The 21,188-nt window shown below is 59.2% G+C and carries 21 protein-coding genes and 1 other RNA gene; 11 read left to right on the top strand and 11 right to left on the bottom strand.

Features of this window, described 5'->3' with window-relative positions:
• Positions 1-10 precede the first annotated feature (10 nt).
• Positions 11-1,012 (top strand): LLM class flavin-dependent oxidoreductase, encoded by a 1,002-nt coding sequence (locus tag DA915_RS16250; protein WP_031233679.1) that lies wholly within the window; start codon positions 11-13, stop codon positions 1,010-1,012.
• Between the two features lie 52 nt (positions 1,013-1,064).
• On the opposite strand, the gene DA915_RS16255 is transcribed toward DA915_RS16250, so the two are convergent.
• Positions 1,065-1,811: a YebC/PmpR family DNA-binding transcriptional regulator gene (locus DA915_RS16255; protein WP_003497595.1), complete on the bottom strand. Its 747-nt coding sequence runs from the start codon at positions 1,809-1,811 to the stop codon at positions 1,065-1,067.
• A 196-nt stretch (positions 1,812-2,007) separates the two neighbouring features.
• Here DA915_RS16255 and DA915_RS16260 point away from each other — a divergent pair, with 196 nt between their 5' ends.
• On the top strand, positions 2,008-2,511 hold the full coding sequence (locus DA915_RS16260) for a pyridoxamine 5'-phosphate oxidase family protein (RefSeq protein ID WP_003506216.1): 504 nt from the start codon (positions 2,008-2,010) through the stop codon (positions 2,509-2,511).
• Positions 2,512-2,549: 38 nt separating this feature from the next.
• Here DA915_RS16260 and DA915_RS16265 read toward each other — a convergent pair whose 3' ends face one another.
• The 7 genes from DA915_RS16265 to DA915_RS16300 form a co-directional block, all read right to left on the bottom strand.
• Positions 2,550-3,392 carry an MBL fold metallo-hydrolase gene (locus DA915_RS16265; protein WP_107676601.1) on the bottom strand — a complete coding sequence of 281 codons (843 nt, stop codon included), beginning with the start codon at positions 3,390-3,392 and terminating at the stop codon, positions 2,550-2,552.
• Between the two features lie 114 nt (positions 3,393-3,506).
• A complete protein-coding gene (locus DA915_RS16270) occupies positions 3,507-4,331 on the bottom strand; it encodes a TIGR00282 family metallophosphoesterase (RefSeq protein WP_003506212.1) in 825 nt (274 codons plus the stop codon).
• Between the two features lie 72 nt (positions 4,332-4,403).
• Positions 4,404-5,021 carry a 5-formyltetrahydrofolate cyclo-ligase gene (locus DA915_RS16275; RefSeq protein WP_107676602.1) on the bottom strand — a complete coding sequence of 206 codons (618 nt, stop codon included), beginning with the start codon at positions 5,019-5,021 and terminating at the stop codon, positions 4,404-4,406.
• Positions 5,021-6,283, bottom strand: coding sequence for a hemolysin family protein (locus DA915_RS16280; RefSeq protein WP_003506208.1), 1,263 nt, complete (start codon positions 6,281-6,283; stop codon positions 5,021-5,023). Before DA915_RS16280 ends, DA915_RS16275 begins: the two co-directional genes overlap by 1 nt.
• A 229-nt stretch (positions 6,284-6,512) precedes the next feature.
• Positions 6,513-6,671: non-coding RNA, 6S RNA (gene ssrS, locus DA915_RS16290), on the bottom strand.
• Between the two features lie 79 nt (positions 6,672-6,750).
• The gene (locus DA915_RS16295) at positions 6,751-7,128 is read right to left on the bottom strand and encodes a cell division protein ZapA (protein WP_003506206.1); all 378 of its coding nucleotides are present in this window, start codon (positions 7,126-7,128) and stop codon (positions 6,751-6,753) included.
• A gap of 10 nt (positions 7,129-7,138) precedes the next feature.
• Positions 7,139-7,411, bottom strand: a complete 273-nt coding sequence (locus DA915_RS16300; protein ID WP_003506205.1) for a DUF4164 domain-containing protein — start codon at positions 7,409-7,411, stop codon at positions 7,139-7,141.
• A gap of 325 nt (positions 7,412-7,736) precedes the next feature.
• Here DA915_RS16300 and tkt point away from each other — a divergent pair, with 325 nt between their 5' ends.
• Together tkt and gap are read left to right on the top strand one after the other, a co-directional pair.
• Positions 7,737-9,719: a transketolase gene (gene tkt, locus DA915_RS16305; RefSeq protein ID WP_107676603.1), complete on the top strand. Its 1,983-nt coding sequence runs from the start codon at positions 7,737-7,739 to the stop codon at positions 9,717-9,719.
• Between the two features lie 63 nt (positions 9,720-9,782).
• The gene (gap, locus tag DA915_RS16310; RefSeq protein ID WP_003506200.1) at positions 9,783-10,793 is read left to right on the top strand and encodes a type I glyceraldehyde-3-phosphate dehydrogenase; all 1,011 of its coding nucleotides are present in this window, start codon (positions 9,783-9,785) and stop codon (positions 10,791-10,793) included.
• Positions 10,794-10,974: 181 nt separating this feature from the next.
• On the opposite strand, the gene DA915_RS16315 is transcribed toward gap, so the two are convergent.
• Entirely contained in the window at positions 10,975-11,151 is a 177-nt protein-coding gene (locus tag DA915_RS16315; protein WP_020810341.1) for a hypothetical protein, read from the bottom strand.
• A 476-nt stretch (positions 11,152-11,627) separates the two neighbouring features.
• Between DA915_RS16315 and DA915_RS16325 the strand changes: the two genes are divergently transcribed.
• The 3 genes from DA915_RS16325 (at position 11,628) to DA915_RS16335 (ending at position 15,987) form a co-directional block, all read left to right on the top strand.
• Entirely contained in the window at positions 11,628-13,493 is a 1,866-nt protein-coding gene (locus tag DA915_RS16325; RefSeq protein ID WP_192886577.1) for a potassium/proton antiporter, read from the top strand.
• Positions 13,494-13,567: 74 nt separating this feature from the next.
• The gene (gene pgk, locus DA915_RS16330; protein WP_020810343.1) at positions 13,568-14,770 is read left to right on the top strand and encodes a phosphoglycerate kinase; all 1,203 of its coding nucleotides are present in this window, start codon (positions 13,568-13,570) and stop codon (positions 14,768-14,770) included.
• A 191-nt stretch (positions 14,771-14,961) separates the two neighbouring features.
• Positions 14,962-15,987 (top strand): class I fructose-bisphosphate aldolase, encoded by a 1,026-nt coding sequence (locus DA915_RS16335; RefSeq protein WP_003506191.1) that lies wholly within the window; start codon positions 14,962-14,964, stop codon positions 15,985-15,987.
• A 58-nt stretch (positions 15,988-16,045) separates the two neighbouring features.
• Here DA915_RS16335 and DA915_RS28950 read toward each other — a convergent pair whose 3' ends face one another.
• A complete protein-coding gene (locus DA915_RS28950) occupies positions 16,046-16,201 on the bottom strand; it encodes a hypothetical protein (protein WP_003506189.1) in 156 nt (51 codons plus the stop codon).
• Between the two features lie 136 nt (positions 16,202-16,337).
• On the opposite strand from DA915_RS28950, the gene DA915_RS16340 reads away from it, so the two are divergent.
• The 3 genes from DA915_RS16340 (at position 16,338) to DA915_RS16350 (ending at position 18,735) form a co-directional block, all read left to right on the top strand.
• A complete protein-coding gene (locus DA915_RS16340) occupies positions 16,338-17,627 on the top strand; it encodes an MFS transporter (protein WP_107676604.1) in 1,290 nt (429 codons plus the stop codon).
• On the top strand, positions 17,624-17,815 hold the full coding sequence (locus tag DA915_RS16345; protein ID WP_003506186.1) for a DUF1192 domain-containing protein: 192 nt from the start codon (positions 17,624-17,626) through the stop codon (positions 17,813-17,815). The genes DA915_RS16340 and DA915_RS16345 overlap by 4 nt, the downstream gene beginning before the upstream one ends.
• 404 nt (positions 17,816-18,219) lie before the next feature.
• Complete coding sequence (locus tag DA915_RS16350; RefSeq protein ID WP_003506184.1) at positions 18,220-18,735, top strand: DUF1465 family protein; 516 nt, start codon at positions 18,220-18,222, stop codon at positions 18,733-18,735.
• Positions 18,736-18,889: 154 nt separating this feature from the next.
• On the opposite strand, the gene rpmE is transcribed toward DA915_RS16350, so the two are convergent.
• Positions 18,890-19,111 carry a 50S ribosomal protein L31 gene (gene rpmE, locus DA915_RS16355; protein ID WP_003506183.1) on the bottom strand — a complete coding sequence of 74 codons (222 nt, stop codon included), beginning with the start codon at positions 19,109-19,111 and terminating at the stop codon, positions 18,890-18,892.
• Between the two features lie 261 nt (positions 19,112-19,372).
• Here rpmE and DA915_RS16360 point away from each other — a divergent pair, with 261 nt between their 5' ends.
• Positions 19,373-21,172, top strand: a complete 1,800-nt coding sequence (locus tag DA915_RS16360; protein ID WP_107676605.1) for an ABC transporter transmembrane domain-containing protein — start codon at positions 19,373-19,375, stop codon at positions 21,170-21,172.
• Positions 21,173-21,188: the final 16 nt, after the last annotated feature.

A 21,188-nucleotide genomic window follows, 5' to 3' on the forward strand; every position in this document is an offset into this window, starting at 1 on the left:
GGAGCGTCGGATGATACCCTTTTCCATTCTCGACCTTTCGCCGATCGGCGAAGGCGAGAGCGTCAGTGAGGCGCTCGAAAATTCCCGCCGAATGGCGATCAAGGCCGAAGAACACGGCTATAACCGCATCTGGCTGGCGGAACACCACGGCATGCCCGGCATTGCCAGCGCGGCAACGTCGCTCGTCATCGCCCATGTGGGCGCGGCCACGAAACATATTCGCGTCGGTTCCGGCGGCATCATGTTGCCCAACCATTCCCCGCTCGTTATCGCCGAGCAGTTCGGCACGCTTGCAGCGCTCCTTCCCGGCCGCGTTGATCTCGGTCTAGGCCGCGCTCCGGGAACTGATATGCGCACAGCGCGAGCCCTGCGCCGCAATCTCGATGCCGGCGCGGAAAACTTCCCGCACGATATCGTCGAACTCCAGCGTTATCTTGGTCCGCCGCAGCCGGATCAGGCAATACTTGCCGTACCGGGCATGAATTCCAACGTGCCGCTATGGCTGCTCGGCTCCAGCACCTACAGCGCGCATCTCGCCGCAGCGCTCGGCCTGCCCTATTCCTTCGCTTCGCATTTCGCGCCCGATATGCTGATGGAAGCGATCCATATCTATCGCGAGCGCTTCCAGCCCTCTGAAGTGCTGGACAAGCCCTATGTGATGGTGGGTGTAATGGGTGTCGGCGCAGATACGGACGAGGAGGCGCAGCATCTCTTCACCTCGTCGCAGCAGCAATTTGTCAACCTGCGCCGCAATGTGCGCACGCAGTTTCCGAAACCGGTTCACAGCATGGACGATTACTGGAACGAGATGGAGCGGTTCTCTGTCGAACACACGCTGCGTTTCGCGGCCGTCGGCTCGCCTGAGACGATCGAACGCCATCTCGATGGCTTCCTGGCGGAAACGCAGGCGGACGAGCTGATTGTCTCGATGCCGATCCATGACATCGAAAAGCGGCTGCGGTCGGTCGAGATTTTTGCCGACGTGCGAACCTCCATAAAGAAGGCCGCGTAAACAAAAGGCCCCGGAGCGGATCGCTGCCGGGGCTTTTTTGAAACATGAAACGTCAGGCGGAAAGCTTGGCGAGAATTTCTTCGGAAACCTCGAAGTTGGAATAGACGCTCTGCACGTCGTCATCGTCTTCGAGATTGTCGATGAGCTTCATCAGCGACTGCGCCTTTTCTTCATCCACCGGCACCGTATTCTGCGGCTTCCAGATGGCCTTGACGCTTTCGGCTTCGCCGAGCACGCCTTCCAGCGCCTTGGAAACCTCGTTCATCGCTTCGAAACCGCAGATGATGGTGTGGCCGTCTTCGGAAGATTCGACATCGTCAGCGCCCGCTTCGATGGCCGCTTCCATGACCTTGTCGGCGTCGCCCACTTCCGCCTTGTAGGTGATTTCGCCTACGCGGTCGAAAGAGAAGGAGACCGAGCCGGTTTCGCCGAGTGCACCACCAGCCTTGGTGAAGATGGAGCGTACGTTTGAGGCGGTGCGGTTGCGGTTGTCGGTCAGGGCCTCGACGACGACGGCGACGCCACCCGGGCCGTAACCCTCGTAACGGACCTCATCGTAGTTTTCGCTGTCTGCACCGGAAGCTTTCTTGATGGCGCGCTCAATATTGTCCTTCGGCATGGACTGGGCCTTGGCGTTCTGGATCGCCAGACGCAGGCGCGCGTTCATGTTCGGGTCGGGCATGCCCGCCTTTGCCGCAACGGTGATTTCGCGCGCAAGCTTGGAAAACATTTTGGACCGTACGGAGTCCTGCTTGCCCTTGCGGTGCATGATGTTCTTGAACTGTGAATGACCAGCCATGGAAAACCTGATTGTCTTAATTTGGAGATTGCGGGCCTTATAAGTGCGATACGCCCGCCGTTCAACCCCGCAAGCGCTTTCTCTTGCCGCAACAACAGAAGGAACTGATTTATCCGCTCTTCGTTCTGCTCATGAACGCGACGGAAGGGCACATGATTTCTCTTCATCGCAGCATCAGACCGGAAGGAGAAAACAAATGGTCAGCCTGACTGAAGCAAGAGAAGCCCCGGCCCGTCAGCTCTGGGACGAGATCAACTCCGTCCACGCCGGCATGCTCGGTCTTGAAGGCCTGCATAATCACATGCAGCCCATGGCGCCTCACGCTGATCCCAAGACCAACACGATCTGGTTCTTCTCCAAAAAAGACACCGATCTGGTGAAGTCGCTGAAATCCGGTTCCCGGGCGCATTTCTGCGTGGTGGGGAAGGACCATGACTACCATGCCTGCCTTTCAGGCATTCTTGAAGTGCGCGACGACAAAACCAAGATCGAGGAATATTGGAATTCCGTCACGGCCGCCTGGTATGAACATGGCAAGAGCGATCCACAGCTGACAATGCTGGCGTTGCATGTCGACGATGCCGATATCTGGGCTTCGACGGACAGCACGCTTAAATTCGGCTGGGAAATCGCCAAGGCGAACATGTCGGATGACAAGACGCCAGATGTCGGCGTTCGCCAGCATCTCAACTTTGCCTGATCCAACATCTCCTACGGCCTTTCCTCGCCACCGCCATGTTACATGCCTTTCGGCACGAGTATCTGCGGCTGGCGGGGAAGATTTCTCATCGAAACCCGGATCACCGGGTCGGTCGCATAGGCAATGCGAAAACTTTCGCCAAACATTGTCAGAAACTGCTCCAGCGGCGGGCCGGTACGGTGCATCGGCAGGATCAGCGCCGAGCGCAGGCGCTTGACCACCCGGCTCATGCTGTCAGCGCCCATGGTCAAGCCGCCATCCACCGGCACCATCAGCACATCCAGACGGCCGATCTCGGCATAATGCGTATCCGTCAACTCATGATGTAGATGGCCGAGGTGACCGATACACAGGCCCGCAACCTCGAAGATGAAGATGGAATTGCCATTTTCCTGAAAGGATTCATAATCGCCCCAGCGGTTGCGGATATCGGTTGCGACATTGCGAATATAGACATCGCCTACCAGAACCTTGTGTTCGGCCTTTTCTCCCGGCGTATTGCTCCAGCCATGCAGCACATATTGAATGGCAGGGTCCGGACTAAGGGTGAAGTGGGTCGAATGCGCCCGGTTCATCGTTACTACCGTCGGCATGACCGGCGGGCGATAGACGCCGTTATAGTCCGTGGCGATCGTTACCCCGCCTGGGCTTTCGATCAGATATGTGGAATGGCCGATGAAGCTGATCTTCACCTCTTCCTTCGCCGCCGCCTGAGCCAGCTGAACACCCGGCGGACTGAAGCTCGCAAACATGACGCCGGGAATGTTGCTGGCGATCGCCTGGCATTGACTGACGGGCGGGCGGCTTTCCGTCTGGGAGAAGGCCGCTCCCGATGAGGCGATCAACCCCGATATTGCAAGCATTAGCACGCGCAGCATCATGCCACTCCCTGAACTTGCGAAGGTTGGGAGGATGAGGCAGGTTTTGCGGAGCGTCCAGTTACAAGAGTGCCGGAAGGCTCACACTCTCGTCATTGTGAACGCTTCAGGGAGAGATTACGCCCAGAAGGAGGGCAGGGTTTCCGAGAGCCGGGGACCGATGCGCAGCGGCGCAATCTTTTCTGCAAGCCCGGTGCGGTCGGAGATTTCGACGCCGACGCCGCAGATCGTCGCCGGTCCGCTGGCAGCCTCAAAACGGCCCTTCGGCATCTTGGAAATGAAGCGGTTGATCGGCTCTTCCTTTTCCATTCCGAGCGAACTGTCATAATCGCCGCACATGCCGGCATCCGACATATAGGCCGTGCCGCCATTAAGGATCTGCGCATCCGCCGTCGGGACATGGGTGTGGGTGCCGACAACGAAACTCGCGCGGCCATCCACAAAATGGCCGAAACACTGTTTTTCACTCGTCGCTTCCGCATGGAAATCGAAGATGATGGCGTCGGCCTGTTCCTTCAGCGGGCAGGCGGCAAGAATATTTTCCGCAGACTTGAAGGGATCGTCCAGTTCCGGATGCATGAAGACCCGCCCCATGATGTTGGCGACCAATATGCGTGCGCCGTTGCGGGCATAAAAAAGGCCCGAGCCCTTGCCCGGCGTACCGTCAGGATAATTGGCGGGCCGCAGGAACTGGTCATGGCGCTCGCAGAAGGAAACCGCTTCCTTCTGGTCCCAGACATGGTTGCCGGTCGTGACAACATCGGCGCCGGCATTGATGGTCTCGAGATAGATATCTTCGGTGATGCCGAAGCCGCCGGCGGCGTTTTCACCGTTTACGATCACAAAATCGAGCTTCAGATCGGAAATCAGCCCCGGCAATCGTTCCCAGACAGCAGTGCGTCCGGTCTTGCCAACCATATCTCCGAGAAAAAGAAGCCTCATTCACCCGCCCCGATCTTGCGCATGTTTCTATATTTCGTCCCCTCTAGCGGGTAATCCATCTTTTAAAAAGTGCTAAAGCGCCTTTTGCCCACTATCGGAGATCGACAACGGAGCGGAAAACCAGCGCAGGCCACTTTCCGTCAGAATGGCGTGAAGCGACACATCATGCGGCTCCGCCGGTACGAATGGCACTTCCTGACAATCAAAGGCGACGCCGATGAGAACTGGCTGTTTGCCCCTCGCGTGTAACCGCGCAATGGCGCGGTCATAATGGCCCGCGCCATAACCGACCCGCTGCCCTCGCCCATCGAAGACCGAGAGAGGCACGAGCAGAATATCCGGATCGACAACCTCCGCATCCTCGCCCGGGCCAGTCGTGCCGAAGCCGGTTTTCACCAGCGGCGTATCCGCCTCGAAGCGACGGAAGACGATGGTTTCACGATCCAGCACAACGGGAAGAACGAGACGCCCGCCCCTTGTCCGCAATGCTTCCATCAGCGGCCGTGTATCGGCCTCGGATCGGATCGGCATGAAGCCGGAAATCACGGTGCCACGCGCAAAGGCAATGTCGGAGGCGCCATGGGCCGTTATAGACTGGCTCTTCTGCTGCCGCTCCGTCAGCGTTAGCGCATCGCGCGCGGCGAGCCTTTCGCCGCGCAGCCTCGCTTTTTCGGCAACATCGCCGGGCATCAGGCAGCCCGGCTCACGAGAACCTTGTCGATGCGGTGGCCGTCGAGGTCGATGACTTCAAAACGCCAGCCGTTGCGGGTCACATGTTCGCCCAGTTCCGGCAGGCGACGGAACTCGTCCAGAACCAGACCGGCAACGGTTTCGAACTCGGCATCCTCGTCGATCTTGAAGCCCATGCGATAAGCGAACTCATCGGCGGGCATCCAGCCGGCGACGAGGAACGAACCGTCCTCGCGCTCGACTATGGCCGGCTCCTCGTCATTATCTTCCTGGAAGGCGCCGGTGATGGCCTCCAGAACGTCGCCAGAGCTGACGATACCTTCGAAATGGCCATATTCGTCGTAGACCAGTACCATGTGTACGGTGGAGCGACGCAGCGACTGGATGACGTCCACAGCGCTCGTCAGATCCGACACGACAGGAACTTCGCGCAGAAGCTCGCGAATGTTGAGCTCCTTGCCGGAGGCCAGCGCATCGAAGGCATCCTTGGCGAAAAGCACGCCGAGAATTTCATCCGAAGCGCCGTTGCGTACCGGAAGGCGCGAACGCTGCGTCTGGCGAAGCTGCTCTCGGATTTCCTCGGCGCTGTCTTCGATATCGACCACTTCGACATCACGACGCGGTGTCATCAGGCCACGCGCATTGCGGTCGGCAAGGCGCATGACGCTGGTGATCATCGCCGATTCCTCGGTCTCGATCACGCCAGCGCTATGGGCTTCGGCCAGAACCGTGCGGATTTCATCATCGGTGACCGATGCGTTGGACTCGCCGCTGTGGCCGAGAAGGGCAAGAACCGTCTTGCCCGACTTGTCGAGCAGCCATACCAGCGGCGCGCCGACCTTGGACAGCAGCATCATGGTGGGTGCGACGCGGGCGGCGACCTTTTCGGGATCGCGCAGCGCAATCTGCTTGGGCACAAGTTCGCCGACGATCAGCGACAGATAGGTAATGGCGACGACCACCGAGCCGACGCCAAGCGCATCGGCGGCACGGTCGGGAACACCCTGTTCCAGAAGCCACGCCGTAAAGCGGGCACCGAGCGTGGCACCGGAAAAAGCGCCGGAAAGGACGCCGACCAGCGTGATGCCGATCTGCACTGTGGAAAGAAAGCGTCCGGGATTTTCGGAAAGGCCGAGCGCCATGGTGGCGCCCTTGCTGCCTTGCGCGGCAAGCACCTTGAGCCTCGCCGGTCTGGAGGAGACAACGGCAAGCTCGGACATGGCAAGCACACCGTTCAATACGGTGAGCAGGACCACGATCATAATTTCAGTAAACAAGTTTAGCTCTTTGGGCTGTTGAACGGCACGTCGCGGTTTTGGCCGCAGCGCCCTTTTTTAAAGGGCATGACAGACATACCAATCCGAATAATAGGGAATTGTTCCGCCATTGCAATGACGGCAATATAAAAAAGCCGCGTCCGGCAGTTATGAAAAATCACTGTCGAATATATCAAGGATATGGTGAAGCATCGGGGTTGATCCGAAACTTCAAGCGCGATCCACGGCGACCGATGGAGATTTACGATCCTGGGTGCCTACAAAAGTAGGTGGGCGCCGTGTGTCCAGTCCCACGGGACTGGCCAGGGACAGCTCCCTTTGGATCGAGTATGGCCCCAGGGATTGTGGTTCCTGTCGGGAAGCGCAGAACGCATCCAAGATATAGGACGGATCGGGGGAAACCACCAGAGGGCACCGAGCGAAATTTTGCCGCCTCAGAACTCTTTGCGCAGTCAATGCGCCGCGGGCTTCGGCCGCGCCAGCAGTTTTTCGGTAATGCCGTTCAACCGGTCGGCCAGATCGCCGATGGCGAGCGCCACCACTTCATCCGATTTCGCCCTGTGCTCGGCCATGCCGTCACGGTTGCGGGAAAGGGATGCGACCTCTCCTTCCAGCTTCTCGATCTTGCGGTTGAGTTCGGAAAGCTCGTCCATCACCATGATGCCGGCCATGACGGTCAGGCGAAGGTCGCCTATTTCACCGAACTGGCTCTTGAGGTGCCCGACATACCGGTCGAACCTGGTTGCGAGATCGGTCAGATGGTCTTCCTGCCCTGCCTCGCACGCCATGCGATAGGCCTTGCCGTCGATCATAACTGTGACTTGCGCCATGAACCCGCTCCTATCGATCCAGCACCGCGCGGATCGTCTCCATGGCCGTTACCAGCCGGCGGGAAACCTCGCGGTTGACTTCTTCAAGACGATTGGCGCGAAATTCGGCCTGATCAAGCTCATGTGCGAGCCTTGCGCGGTCGACATGGACCCGCTTGACCTCATTATCGATCTCGCCCGTCTCCCTTTGCCGTTCGATACGCATATCGATGGCATTTTCGAGATTTGTGATGGCAGCATTCAGCTCCGTCAGCGCAGATTGTACGGTCTTCTCAGCCGACATCGTTTTTTCCAACTTGCACGCCACCGGCCGAATCGTCCGGTTTCAGGCCTTTTCAACAATCACGAGGTTATTACCCGATTTACCATCCCGTCAATCAAACCAGTGCATTGAGGCGTTTTGCTCTGTGGATGAACGAAGAGGCGGCGACACATATCGCACGGATTTTGTCAGGACACCCGATTTTCTAAACGATTTTTTCTCCCTAAGGGAACCGCAAACGCCCGTGGATTTATTGACTTGCCTGCCTCACCTGCTATGGATCAACCCGCTTTTTGGATAGTTGCGTAAAACTATCTCCTTTCACCCGGAAACAGACGGAAAAGCCATGATTTCTCGCGACAAACACAACCGGATGGCAAACGCGATCCGCTTTCTTGCCATGGATGCAGTGGAGAAGGCCAATTCAGGCCACCCCGGTCTGCCGATGGGCGCCGCTGATGTCGCCACCGTTCTTTTCACCCGTTACCTGAAATTCGATCCCAAGGCGCCGCTCTGGGCTGACCGTGACCGCTTCGTGCTGTCGGCAGGCCATGGTTCGATGCTGCTTTACTCGCTGCTCTATCTGACGGGCTACGAGGACATGACGATCGACGAGATCAAGCGTTTCCGTCAGTTCGGCTCCAAGACCGCCGGCCATCCCGAATATGGCCATGCGACCGGCATCGAAACGACGACCGGCCCGCTCGGCCAGGGCATCGCCAACGCCGTCGGCATGGCTATCGCTGAACGCAAGCTGGAAGAGGAATTCGGCTCCGACCTGCAGAGCCACTTTACCTATGTGCTTTGCGGCGACGGCTGCCTCATGGAAGGCATCAGCCACGAAGCCATCGCGCTTGCCGGCCACCTGAAGCTCAACAAGCTCGTTCTGTTCTGGGACGACAACAACATCACCATCGACGGTGAAGTTGGTCTTTCCGACAGCACCGACCAGATCGCCCGCTTCCAGGCCGTTCACTGGAACACCATCCGCGTCGATGGCCATGATCCGGATGCGATTGCTGCCGCCATCGAGGCCGCGCAGAAATCCGACCGCCCGACCTTCATCGCCTGCAAGACCGTGATCGGTTTCGGCGCGCCCAACAAGCAGGGCACCCACAAGGTACACGGCAACCCGCTCGGCGCCGAAGAAATCGCCGCTGCCCGCAAGAGCCTCAACTGGGAAGCGGAAGCTTTCGTCATTCCGGAAGATGTGCTCGATGCATGGCGTCTCGCCGGCCTGCGCTCCACCAAGACCCGCCAGGACTGGGAAGCCCGTCTCGAGGCCGCTGAAGCCGGCAAGAAGGCCGAGTTCAAGCGCCGTTTCGCCGGCGACCTGCCCGGCAATTTCGATAGCTCCATCGATGCCTTCAAGAAGAAGATCATCGAGAACAACCCGACCGTCGCCACCCGCAAGGCTTCCGAAGACTCGCTTGAAGTCATCAACGGCATCCTACCGGAAATGATCGGCGGCTCGGCTGACCTGACGCCGTCCAACAACACCAAGACCAGCCAGATGAAGTCCATCACCCCGACGGATTTCTCCGGCCGTTATCTGCATTACGGCATCCGCGAGCATGGCATGGCGGCGGCGATGAACGGCATCGCGCTCCATGGCGGCCTCATCCCCTATGCCGGCGGCTTCCTGATCTTCTCGGACTATTGCCGTCCGTCGATCCGCCTTGCCGCACTCATGGGTATCCGCGTCGTCCACGTTCTGACGCATGATTCCATCGGCGTCGGCGAAGACGGCCCGACCCACCAGCCGGTGGAGCAGATTGCAGCGCTGCGCGCCATTCCGAACCTCCTCCTTTTCCGCCCGGCGGATGAAACCGAGACGGCGGAATGCTGGCAGCTGGCGCTTGAGCAGAAGCATCGTCCGTCTGCCCTGGCACTCACCCGCCAGAACCTTGCACCCTCGCGCAAGGAATATGAAGAGAAGAACCTTTCCGCTTACGGCGCTTACGAACTCGTATCCGCCAGCGACGCCAAGGTTTCGATCTTCGCATCCGGTTCGGAAGTCGAAGTGGCGCTCAAGGCCGCCGCAACGCTGAAGGACAACGGCGTTTCCGTCCGCGTCGTTTCCGTTCCCTGCTTCGAGCTCTTCAAGGAACAGCCGGAAACCTATCGCAACGCCATCATCGGCAAGGCTCCGGTCAAAATCGCGGTCGAAGCCGCCATTCGTCAGGGCTGGGACTATTTCATCGGTAACGATGGCGCTTTCGTCGGCATGCATTCCTTCGGAGCATCTGCCCCGGCGAAGGATCTCTTCAAGCACTTCGGCATCACGGCGGAAGCCGTCGTCGCCGCAGTCGAGGCAAAACTTGCGTGAGGGCTTCCCAAGCCCTCACATTTCCGCAAAGACCAAGCACATATCTTGTTCGGGAGACTGTAAATGACTGTAAAAGTTGCCATTAACGGCTTCGGCCGCATCGGCCGCAACGTCCTGCGCGCCATCGTCGAATCCGGCCGTACCGATATCGAAGTTGTTGCCATCAACGACCTCGGCCCGGTTGAAACCAACGCCCATCTGCTTCGCTACGATTCGATCCACGGCAAGTTCCCTGCCGACGTAAAGGTCGAAGGCGACACGATCATCGTTGGCGGCGGCAAGCCGATCAAGGTGACGGCCGTTCGCGATCCGGCAACGCTGCCGCACAAGGAACTCGGCGTCGATATCGCGCTAGAATGCACCGGCATCTTCACCGCCCGCGACAAGGCCGCTGCTCACCTGACGGCAGGCGCAAAGCGTGTTATCGTTTCTGCTCCGGCTGACGGCGCAGACCTCACCGTCGTCTTCGGCGTCAATGACGACCAGCTGACGAAGGACCATCTGGTCATTTCCAACGCATCCTGCACCACCAATTGCCTCGTGCCGGTCGTTAAGGTTCTCGATGACGTCGTTGGCATCGATCATGGCTTCATGACGACGATCCACTCCTACACGGGCGACCAGCCGACGCTCGACACCATGCACAAGGATCTGTACCGCGCCCGCGCCGCAGCCCTGTCCATGATCCCGACCTCGACGGGTGCAGCCAAGGCCGTTGGCCTCGTTCTGCCGCACCTCAAAGGCAAGCTGGACGGCACGTCGATCCGCGTTCCTACCCCGAACGTTTCGGTCGTCGACTTCAAGTTCATCGCCAAGCGCGACACGACGGTTGAGGAAATCAACGAAGCGATCAAGTCCGCCGCCAATGGCAAGCTGAAGGGCATCCTCGGCTACACCGAAGAGCCGCTGGTCTCCCGCGACTTCAACCATGACAGCCATTCCTCGATCTTCGCGATCGACCAGACCAAGGTCATGGAAGGCAAGTTCGTGCGCGTCCTGTCCTGGTACGACAACGAGTGGGGCTTCTCCAACCGCATGTCGGACACGGCCGTCGCATTCGCGAAGACCATCTAAGCGGAACTCAGTTCGATCAAAAAGCCGGCAGGAGCAATCCTGCCGGCTTTTTATTTGTAAAAATGCCGACGGGAACGAGGAAACCCGTCGGCATCGATCCGGAAGCAAGGCGGGGCGCTTCGGATCGAAACCATCGTTGGGCAAGAGGGGCCAACCCGCTGCCAGCGCCGGCGCGCAACCGTCACCTTCTGTTGTTGATGATGATTGGGTCCCGCGAGCCGGCATTGCTCCAGATCGTATCGAAAGTCTGCTGCCTCAACTCGCTTTGCTGCATGGAAAGCTTCATCATGCAGTCGGCAGCATCCCGCGAGCCTTCGGGGTAACCAAAGGAGCGGCAGCGCTCGCGTTGCGCGGCCATGTTTTCAGCCGTCTGTTTCCGTGCTCGAGCAGCCCGAAACAATCGAGCCCGCCGCCAATACTATAATAAGTCCAGTAATATTTATCCGCTTCATCCGATCGCTCCGGTAATGTTGAAAAGCAATTCGGACGAGAGAACTAACGCAGCTGCATTGTCTCTATGTTACGTTGAGACGCCGGAAGATGAATTGTTTCTGCGGGGGTATCTGCCGCTCTCCTTGCCATCCATTTTTTCGCCCGCGAGCCGAAAAAATTCCCATTTCCTGCCTTTGTCTGGTCCACTTTGAGACGGACAAGAGACACAGGGATAACGGTCGTGCGCAATGCACTTCGGCCCTGCCGTATCATTCGATACACCCGCCTTGCGTCGCCTTTCAACGCCACCCGAAACAGCGCTGACAGACCGCAACCCGTGGCGCATTGACTGCAGACGCGCAGAGCATTCATTGCAGCGGTCAACGCGGTTTGAATGAGGCGATGGACGTGGAATCATTTTATCTTCTGTTGCTGGTGGCAACTGTTCTCGTTCTCGTCGCAGCCTTTTCGAGCCTCATCGCCTTCCGCTTCGGCGCGCCCCTCCTGCTGCTTTTCCTTGTTATCGGCCTGGCGGCGGGGGTGGATGGCCTTGGCATCGAGTTCACCAATAATCCGCTCGCTTATATGCTCGGCTCGCTCGTGCTCGCCGTCATCCTTTTCGATTCCGGTTTCGGCACGTCGATACAATCCTTCCGGCTTTCGGCAGCACCTGCCGTGGCGCTCGCCACCGGCGGCGTCATCCTGACCTCCGTGTTCTTCGCGGGCGCAGCCGCCCTGCTGCTCGGGCTCTCGTGGCTGGAGGGGCTGCTGCTCGGCGCCATCGTCGCCTCCACGGATGCGGCGGCCGTCTTTTTCCTGCTGCGCATCGGCGGCATTCATATCCGCGATCAGGTCCGCTCGACGCTGGAGGTCGAGTCCGGCACCAACGATCCGATGGCCATCTTCCTCACCGTCGCGCTGGTCGAGATCATTGCCAAGGGTCAGGGGCTGGCCGGTATCGATAGCGGTTTCCTGCTGCTCTTCGTCGAAGAAATGGGCCTCGGCCTGATTTTCGGCCTGCTTGGCGGCGTCATGATCGCCACCGTCGTCAACCGTTTCGCCGCCGACCGCGGGCTTGCCCCGATATTCGTGCTGGCGCTGGCGCTGCTCGTCTTCTCTTTCACCGGCACGCTTGGCGGCAGTGGTTTTCTGGCGGTCTATGTGGCGGGCATCGTTGCCGGCAACCGCAGGATTTTCGCCAAGGAAACCATCCGCCGCTTCCACGAAGGGCTGACCTGGCTTGCCCAGATCATCATGTTCCTGATGCTCGGCCTGCTCGCCACGCCGTCGCAATTTCCGGCAATCGCCATTCCCGCCGTCCTGCTTGCGCTGTTCCTGATTTTCGTCGCCCGCCCGCTCGCGGTGTGGCTAAGCCTCATGCCCTTCAACTATACCCAGCAGGAAACATCCTTCGTGGCGTGGGTGGGTCTGCGTGGCGCGGTCTCCATCCTGCTGGCCATCATGCCCATTCTCGGCGGGCTTGATAATGCGCAGATCTATTTCAACGCCGCCTTCATCATCGTGCTGGTCTCGCTGCTTGTGCAGGGCTGGACCATCAAGCCTGTGGCAACAAGGCTCGGGCTGATCGTGCCGCCGCGCATGGGCGAGGTGGACAAGCTCGAGGTGGACCTTCCCGGCACCGCCAATCATGAACTGATTTCCTACCGGGTCGCCAAGGGCAGCGCCATCATGCAGGGTGAACGTATTCCCCGCTGGGCCATGCCCTCGCTGGTGGTGCGCGACGGCAAGTCGATCCGCTACCAATATGCCGGGCGGCTGCGTGAAAACGATCTCGTCTATCTTTTCATCGCACCCGGCTATTCCCGCCTGATCGACCGGCTGTTCGCCAGCGCCCTGCCGGTTGCCGATGACGACGCCGATTTCTTCGGCACCTTCGCGATCTCGCCCGCCCGCCCGGCGAAGGAACTGGACGCGGCCTATGGCCCCGGCCTGCTTTCGCCCGCCGAACAGGCGATGAGCGTCGCCGAACTCATCGAGGCGCGCCTTGCCGGAAAGGCCGATTATGCCGACCGTGTGCGCCTCGGCTCCATCGTCCTGATCGTCCGCACACTGGACGAGCATGAGGAAATCACCGGCGTCGGAATCTCGCTCGAACCGGTGGAGCCGGCCACCAGCCTGCCGATCTTCATCAGCTTTTCGGAAATCCTCAACCGTGTGCGAGATTATCTGGCGCAGAAGCGTCAGCCACGCCTCGCCGGCGTTGAAGAAAGTGCCCCCCGCCCCGGCCAATACAGTGAGAGAAAATGAGGCCTGACCGGCTTGCGTCGTCAATCAGGCATAGTATGGTCCGTGCCGAACTCGCAACAAATCAGGATCGACCTATGCCCGCTTTCAAGACCCTCGACGACCTCAACGACATTGCCGGAAAGCGCGTTCTCGTTCGCGTTGATCTCAACGTGCCGGTCGCGGATGGCAAGGTGACGGACGCAACCCGTATCGAACGTGTTGCGCCGACCATTCTGGAATTGTCCTCAAAGGGCGCGAAAGTCATCCTGCTCGCACATTTCGGCCGCCCGAAGGGCGAACCGGTCGCCGACATGTCGCTTTCCCAGATCGTGCCCGCCGTCGAGGAAGTGCTGGATCACGCCGTTTCCTTCGCGACCGACTGCGTCGGTGCGCCTGCGGCGGATGCCGTCGCGAAACTGAACGACGGCGATATCCTGCTTCTGGAAAACACCCGCTTCCACAAGGGCGAAGAAAAGAACGATCCCGCCTTCGTCGAGGCTCTGGCGGCCAACGGCGATATCTATGTGAACGACGCTTTCTCCGCCGCCCACCGCGCCCACGCCTCCACCGAAGGTCTTGCGCGCCACCTGCCCGCCTATGCCGGCCGCACCATGCAGGCCGAGCTTGAGGCGCTGGAAAAGGGCCTCGGCCAGCCGGTCCGTCCGGTGGTCGCCATCGTCGGAGGCGCCAAGGTTTCGAGCAAGATCGATCTCTTGATGAACCTCGTCAAGAAAGTCGATGCCCTCGTCATCGGCGGCGGCATGGCCAACACCTTCCTTGCCGCACGCGGCGCACAAGTCGGCAAATCGCTCTGCGAACACGATCTTGCCGAGACCGCAAAGCAGATCATGATCGAAGCCGCGACATCCGGCTGTGCGATTGTTCTGCCGGAAGACGGCGTGGTCGCCCGCGAATTCAAGGCCGGTGCGGCCAATGAAACCGTCGATATCAACGCCATTCCCGCCGACGCCATGGTTCTCGACGTCGGCCCGAAATCGGTTGAAAGCATCAAGGCCTGGATTTCCCGCGCGGAAACGCTGGTCTGGAACGGCCCGCTCGGCGCTTTCGAAATCGAGCCCTTCGACGCGGCGACTGTGGCTGCTGCAAAACACGCAGCGGAATGCACGAAGGCCGGCAAGCTCGTCTCCGTCGCCGGCGGCGGTGACACCGTGGCCGCACTCAACCATGCCGGCGTTTCGGACGATTTCACCTATATCTCGACGGCAGGCGGCGCCTTCCTCGAATGGATGGAAGGCAAGGAATTGCCGGGCGTTGCCATCCTGACCGCCGCCAAGTAAACTTACCCCACTTGCCTGACACAAGGCCGGACAAGCCATGCTTGTCCGGCCTTGTCTTTTGGTAAGCGGCACCTTGAGGAAAAGTTTCAAACGATTGAAATGATTTCAATCGTTTCAATGAGTTAGCGTGCCATTTCCCTGCCCTGGAACTTCTGTTATCGGAAATTTATTGTGCCTTGGGAGAATAGCAAATGACCGAACGTCTCGAAGACATCGCCATCAAAATGGTTGCCGACGGCAAGGGCCTGCTCGCAGCCGACGAATCCACAGGAACGATCAAGAAGCGTTTCGACAGCATCAATCTGGAGTCCACCGAGACCGCCCGCCGCGACTACCGCGAAATGCTGTTCCGCTCCGACGACGCCATGAAGAAATACATCTCCGGCGTCATCCTCTACGAAGAGACCCTGTTCCAGAAGGCCGCCGATGGCACGCCTTTCGTTGATATCATCAAGGCGGCCGGCAGCCTGCCCGGCATCAAGGTGGATATCGGCGCGAAGCCGATGGCTTTCCACCCGCACGAATTCATCACCGAAGGCCTCGACGGTCTTTACGAACGCCTGCGCAAATATCATGACGCCGGTGCCCGCTTCGCCAAGTGGCGCGGCGTCATCACCATCGGTGAACAGCGTCCGAGCTGGGGTTCTATCAAGGCAAACTCCCAGTCGCTCGCCCGTTACGCCGCTCTCTGCCAGCAGGCGGATATCGTGCCGATCGTGGAACCCGAAGTGCTGATGGACGGCGAACCGGGCACGCATGACATCGACCGCTGTGCGGAAGTCACGCAATGGGTTCTCCAGACCGTTTTCGCGGATCTGTTCGACGCCCGCGTGAACCTCGAAGGCATGATCCTCAAACCGAACATGATCATCGACGGCAAGAATGCCCGCAAGGCTTCGGTCGAGGAAGTGGCGGAAAAGACCGTGAAGGTTCTGAAGGCGACCGTGCCGTCAGCCGTTCCGGGCATTGCCTTCCTTTCCGGCGGCCAGTCCTCCGAAGAGGCAACCGCGCATCTCTCCGCCATGAATGCCGGCTACGACCTGCCCTGGTCACTGACCTATTCCTACGGCCGCGCGCTTCAGGATACGGCCCTCAAGACCTGGGGCGGCAAGCAGGAAAATGTCGCCGCCGGCCAGCGCGCCTTCACGCACCGCGCCGCGATGAACAGCCTCGCCGCCAAGGGCAACTGGAAGCAGGAACTCGAAAAGGCAGCCTGAGGCCCTCATCGGCAGGCGTTTAGTCAAACAAAAGCCGCCCTCTGGGGCGGCTTTTTCGTTACGGACGCAGAAGCAGCGTCGCCGACCAGATGACAAAGGCGGCAACCGCGATCTTCCAGCAATCACCTCTTTTCTTCAGGCCCGGCAGACCTAGCGGCCGGATGATCTGGATCGCCATGGCCAGCAGTAAAAAAAGGCCGATCGCCTTCGTCATTTATTGAGCCTTTTCTTTATTTCTGCATCGTCACAGGCTGGACATTTTTACCGTTCACCAGAAGAGTGCAACTCATTCGGGTAACGCCCGTCTATGGCCTGTCCGACCGTCCGTCCGAACGCATGAGAGTGTTTTCATGAGCAGAAACCTTCTACCCGTATTCGCTCTTTTATCCAGCACTCTGTTTCTTTTTCTCGGCAACGGCCTTCAGGGTCTCATCCTGCCCGTCCGTGGTTCGGCGGAAGGTTACTCCAATGAAATTCTGGGCTTTCTGGGCACCTCCTGGGCGGCCGGCTTCGTCATCGGTTGCTTTGTCGCGCCTGCCATCGTGCGCCGTGCGGGGCATGTGCGGGCATTCGGCTCCTTCGTGGCGCTGGTGTGCCTGACGGTGCTGATGACCGGCCTTATCATCGATGACACATCGTGGATCGCGCTGCGCGCGCTTACCGGCTTCTGCACGGCCGGCACCTCGATGATCATTGAGAGCTGGCTGAACGAGCGCGCCACCAATGAAAGCCGTGGCATGATCTTCTCGCTCTATATCGCCATCACGCTGCTCGGGGTCGTGGCAGGGCAGATGATCGTGCCGATGGGCGATATCAGCAATACGTCGCTGTTCATGATCTGCGGCATCATCTATTGCATCGCCATTCTGCCGGCCACGCTTTCGAAAGCGGCCAGTCCGCAGCCGTTACAGAAGGTGAAGCTGGATCTGCCGGCCCTTTACCGCAACTCGCCGGTCTCCTTCGTCGGCATCCTGATGATCGGCATTGCCAACGGTGCTTACGGCACGCTCGGCGCCGTCTTCGGTGCGCGCGCAGGTCTGGACCCGACCATGATCGCCATCATGGTTTCGGTCACGATTTTCGTCGGTGCGCTGGCGCAATTTCCGGCGGGAAGGCTTTCAGACCGGATAGACCGCCGATACGTGCTGGCGGGACTTGCCGGGCTTGGCGCGGTCGCGGGTCTCGCTGTCGCGGTGGTACAACCGCATGACGTCTATGTGCTGATTTTCATGATCGCCATTTACGGCGCCGCCGCCAACGCGCTTTATCCCATCGCCGTGGCGCATGCCAACGACTTCGCCGCCTCGGAAGACTTCGTCAAGGTCTCGGGTGGCCTGCTTTTGCTTTACGGCATCGGCACCATCATCGGCCCGACGCTCGGCGGCGCGATCATGACCCATTTCGGCCCCTACGCGCTGTTTCTGGTGACGGCTGTGGCGCATCTGCTCATCACCGCCTATGCCATCATCAGAAGCCGCCAGCGCGCAGCACTTTCGACCGAGGAAAAAGACAATTTCTCGACCATGATGCCGACGACGCCCTCAACGCTCGTCACGCCGGAAAGTATTGCGCTTGACCCGCGCGCGCAGCAATATCCCGGGGACGATGGCGACTATGTGGAAAAAGGAGCAGGCATATGAGCCTCTTTGACGATGACCGTCCGCAAAAACCGGCAGCGCACGAGATCGGCGGCGATCTCAGCCTTCTTTCGGTGGACGAACTGAGCAGCCGTATCGATCTTCTGCAAGCCGAAATCACCCGGCTGGAAGAGGAGAGGACACGGAAATCCGCCGGCAGGCAGGCGGCGGAGAATCTCTTCCGGTCCTGACGCGCAGTTGAGAATAGACATGGGACTGCACTTCCAATGCCTAGAGCTGCGGCTCAGGCGGTATCTGGAAATGAATATTCCGGGGCAGTCTTTCGTTTACCATTAACCAAAAATTAAGCTTTCTGAGAGATTACTATACATGTCCAGTTCTTCTGGACCTCAGGCATCTTCTCCATACGGCGAATTGGTCTGATTTTTCTCCCTGTTTTACCTTGAGAGCCGCTTTCGCGGCTCTTTTTTTGCCGCTTGCCGGATTCCGTAAAACTGTGGGTATTAACCCTTCTTTAATAATTGCCTTGCGCATTTCAGGTAAAGATACCATCCTGAAAACACTAAAGGCCGGAACAAAATATCCGGGTCGTCGTTGCCTGACAGTGTGGTGCGTGAGCAGGGATTTAAAGAAAATGTCGGAACAGGTTTTAAATACCATAAGCTTTGCGGGTCGCGCGGCTGCTTCCAACCAGTTCAAGACCCTCTATACCGAAGGCATGACCTTGGTTGAGGAAACGGCAAGTTATCTCGATGGCGCCGGCCGCGCCGCCTCCAAGGTGCTGCCGCGTATGGCCTCGGTACTTTATGCGGCGGAATCGATGCGCCTCACCACCCGCCTGATGCAGATGGCCTCCTGGCTGCTTCTGCAGCGCGCCGTCAACAATGGCGAAATGACGCGCGATCAGGTTCTGAGCGAAAAGAACAAGGTGCGACTCGACAGCTTTAACGTCGACCGCAACGCGCCCGGCTGGAACGACCTGCCCGAATCCTTCCGCGACCTCATCGAGCGCTCGCTGCGTCTCCAGAACCGCATCGCCCTGCTCGACCGCGAAATCTATCGCCCGTCCGAAGCCGCCAAGGTGCCGGACAATGAAAACAGCGTGCAGGCGCAGCTCAACCTTCTGCGCACAGCTTTCTCGATCAACTGAGAAAAGACGACCTTATCCGGACAATTTGAAAAGCAGGCTGAAAAGCCTGCTTTTTTGTTTTGGTCGTTACACCCATATGTACGGCCGCGAAAAGCAGACAACAAAAAAGCCCGGAAAAACCGGGCTTTTTTTAAACAATCCGTCCGCAAGTGGATCAGAGGCCGAGGCCGCCGAAACGCTTGTTGAACTTGGAAACGCGACCACCGCGGTCCATAAGCTGCTGGTTGCCGCCCGTCCATGCCGGATGGGACTTGGGGTCGATTTCAAGGTTCATGACTGCGCCTTCCGAACCCCAGGTAGAGCGGGTTTCGTATTCGGTGCCATCGGTCATGACGACCTTGATCGTGTGATAAGCGGGATGGATATCAGCCTTCATGACAATCTTCCTGGTTAAGTGACGTGCGGTCCATTTGCCGCAATTGCGTCAACTGAGCCATTTCAATAAATGAAGCCATAGACCAGATGGGCTATGGCTTCCCAATTCGATGCGGAGCCTATACATGAAGGTCGCCCAGATAACAAGAGCCTGCTATCCCCTTGTGAAAGGAGATGGCCGCAGGGGCTGGAATTTTACCGCACGCCGGAAATTCATCCGCAAAAGGCCCAAAAACGGCATTGAACGAGGAGCATAGAGGACGTGGCAGATATTGACGAGCAGAAAGCTGCGAAACAGAGAAGCCTGAAGCCGCTTCTTGGCCTCTTCCCCTATCTGAGCCGTTATCGCGGCCTGATGGCGGCAGCCCTTTTCGCGCTTGTGCTTTCCTCTGCCACGACATTGGCCCTGCCGCTTGCCGTTCGCCGCATCATCGACCACGGTTTCCAGACGCCGGATGGCGGCATGATCAACAGCTATTTCGCCATGCTTCTGGCGATTGCCGTTGTCCTCGCCCTCGCCAGCGCCATGCGTTATTATTACGTCATGACCATTGGTGAAAGGGTCGTTGCCGATCTGCGCCGCGATGTCTTTGCCCATCTCACCACGCTCTCGCAGCAGTTTTTCGATAGCAATCGATCCGGCGAACTGACCTCGCGACTGACCGCCGATACGGTGCAGATCCGCTCGGCATTCGGGTCGTCCGCCTCCGTGGCTTTGCGCAACATCATCATGTGCTGTGGTGCCGTGGCGATGATGATCTATACCAGCCCCGGTCTTTCCGGCCTTGCGCTGCTTGCCATTCCCTTCATCGTTTTTCCGTTGATCGCCTTCGGGCGCTCGGTTCGCGCCCGCTCCCGCACCACGCAGGATACATTGGCCAATTCCGCCGCCTATGCTTCCGAGACGATTGCTGCGAGCCGCACCGTGCAGTCCTTTAACGCCGAGGTGCTGGCAAATGCCCGTTATGGCGCTTCCGTGGAAGCCGCCTATCAGGGCGCTCGGGCAGCGATCGGCGCACGCTCCATTCTCACCGCCGTCGCCATCACGCTGGTCTTCGGCAGCGTCGTCGGCATTCTCTGGTATGGCGCGCAAAGCGTCCTGTCTGGTGGCATGACGGCAGGCACGCTCGGTCAGTTCGTGCTTTATTCGGTCATCGCGGCAAGCGGTCTCGGCCAGCTCTCGGAAGTCTGGGGTGAACTGGCGCAGGCGGGTGGTGCGGCCGAACGGCTTTCCGAACTGCTGAACGAGTGCTCGCCCGTCGCAGAACCCGCAACCCCTGTCGTCATGCCGCAGCCGCCGCGCGGCGAAGCCGAATTCGAAAATGTCGATTTTGTCTACCCGCTCGCGACAGGGCGGCCGATCGTCTCCGGCCTCTCCTTCAAGGTCAGCGCCGGCGAAACCGTCGCAATCGTCGGGCCTTCAGGTGCGGGCAAGAGCACGGTCTTTTCGCTGCTGATGCGCTTTTACGATCCGCAGCAGGGCCGCATCACCGTCGATGGCACGGATATCCGCGACGTCACCCTCGCCGATCTGCGCGCGCGCCTGTCCATCGTTCCGCAGGATGTGGCGATATTCGCCTCCTCCATCCACGACAATATCGCCTTTGGCCGACCTGACGCGACACGCGAGGAGGTGCGCGCCGCCGCCATCGCCGCACAGGCTGACAGCTTCATCGAACGTCTCACCGATGGATATGATACCCAGGTGGGTGAACGCGGCGTGACGCTTTCCGGCGGCCAGCGCCAGCGCATCGCCATTGCCCGCGCCATCCTGCGCAATGCGCCGATCCTGCTGCTCGACGAAGCGACTTCGGCACTCGATGCGGAAAGCGAAACGCTGGTTCAAAAGGCGCTTGATGAGCTGATGAAAACCCGCACCACCATCGTCATCGCTCACCGTCTTGCCACCGTGCTGAAGGCCGACCGTATTCTGGTGATGGATGAAGGCCGCATCATCGAGGAAGGCACGCATCAGAGCCTCATTCGCCAGAACGGCCTTTATGCGCGGCTTGCCCGGCTGCAATTCCAGACCGGACCGGACGAATTGCGCGTCCAGGCTTAGTTCACGCGATCGGAGC

The organism is Agrobacterium sp. LAD9 (genome assembly GCF_003031125.1).
Classification (GTDB): Bacteria; Pseudomonadota; Alphaproteobacteria; order Rhizobiales; family Rhizobiaceae; genus Agrobacterium; species Agrobacterium radiobacter.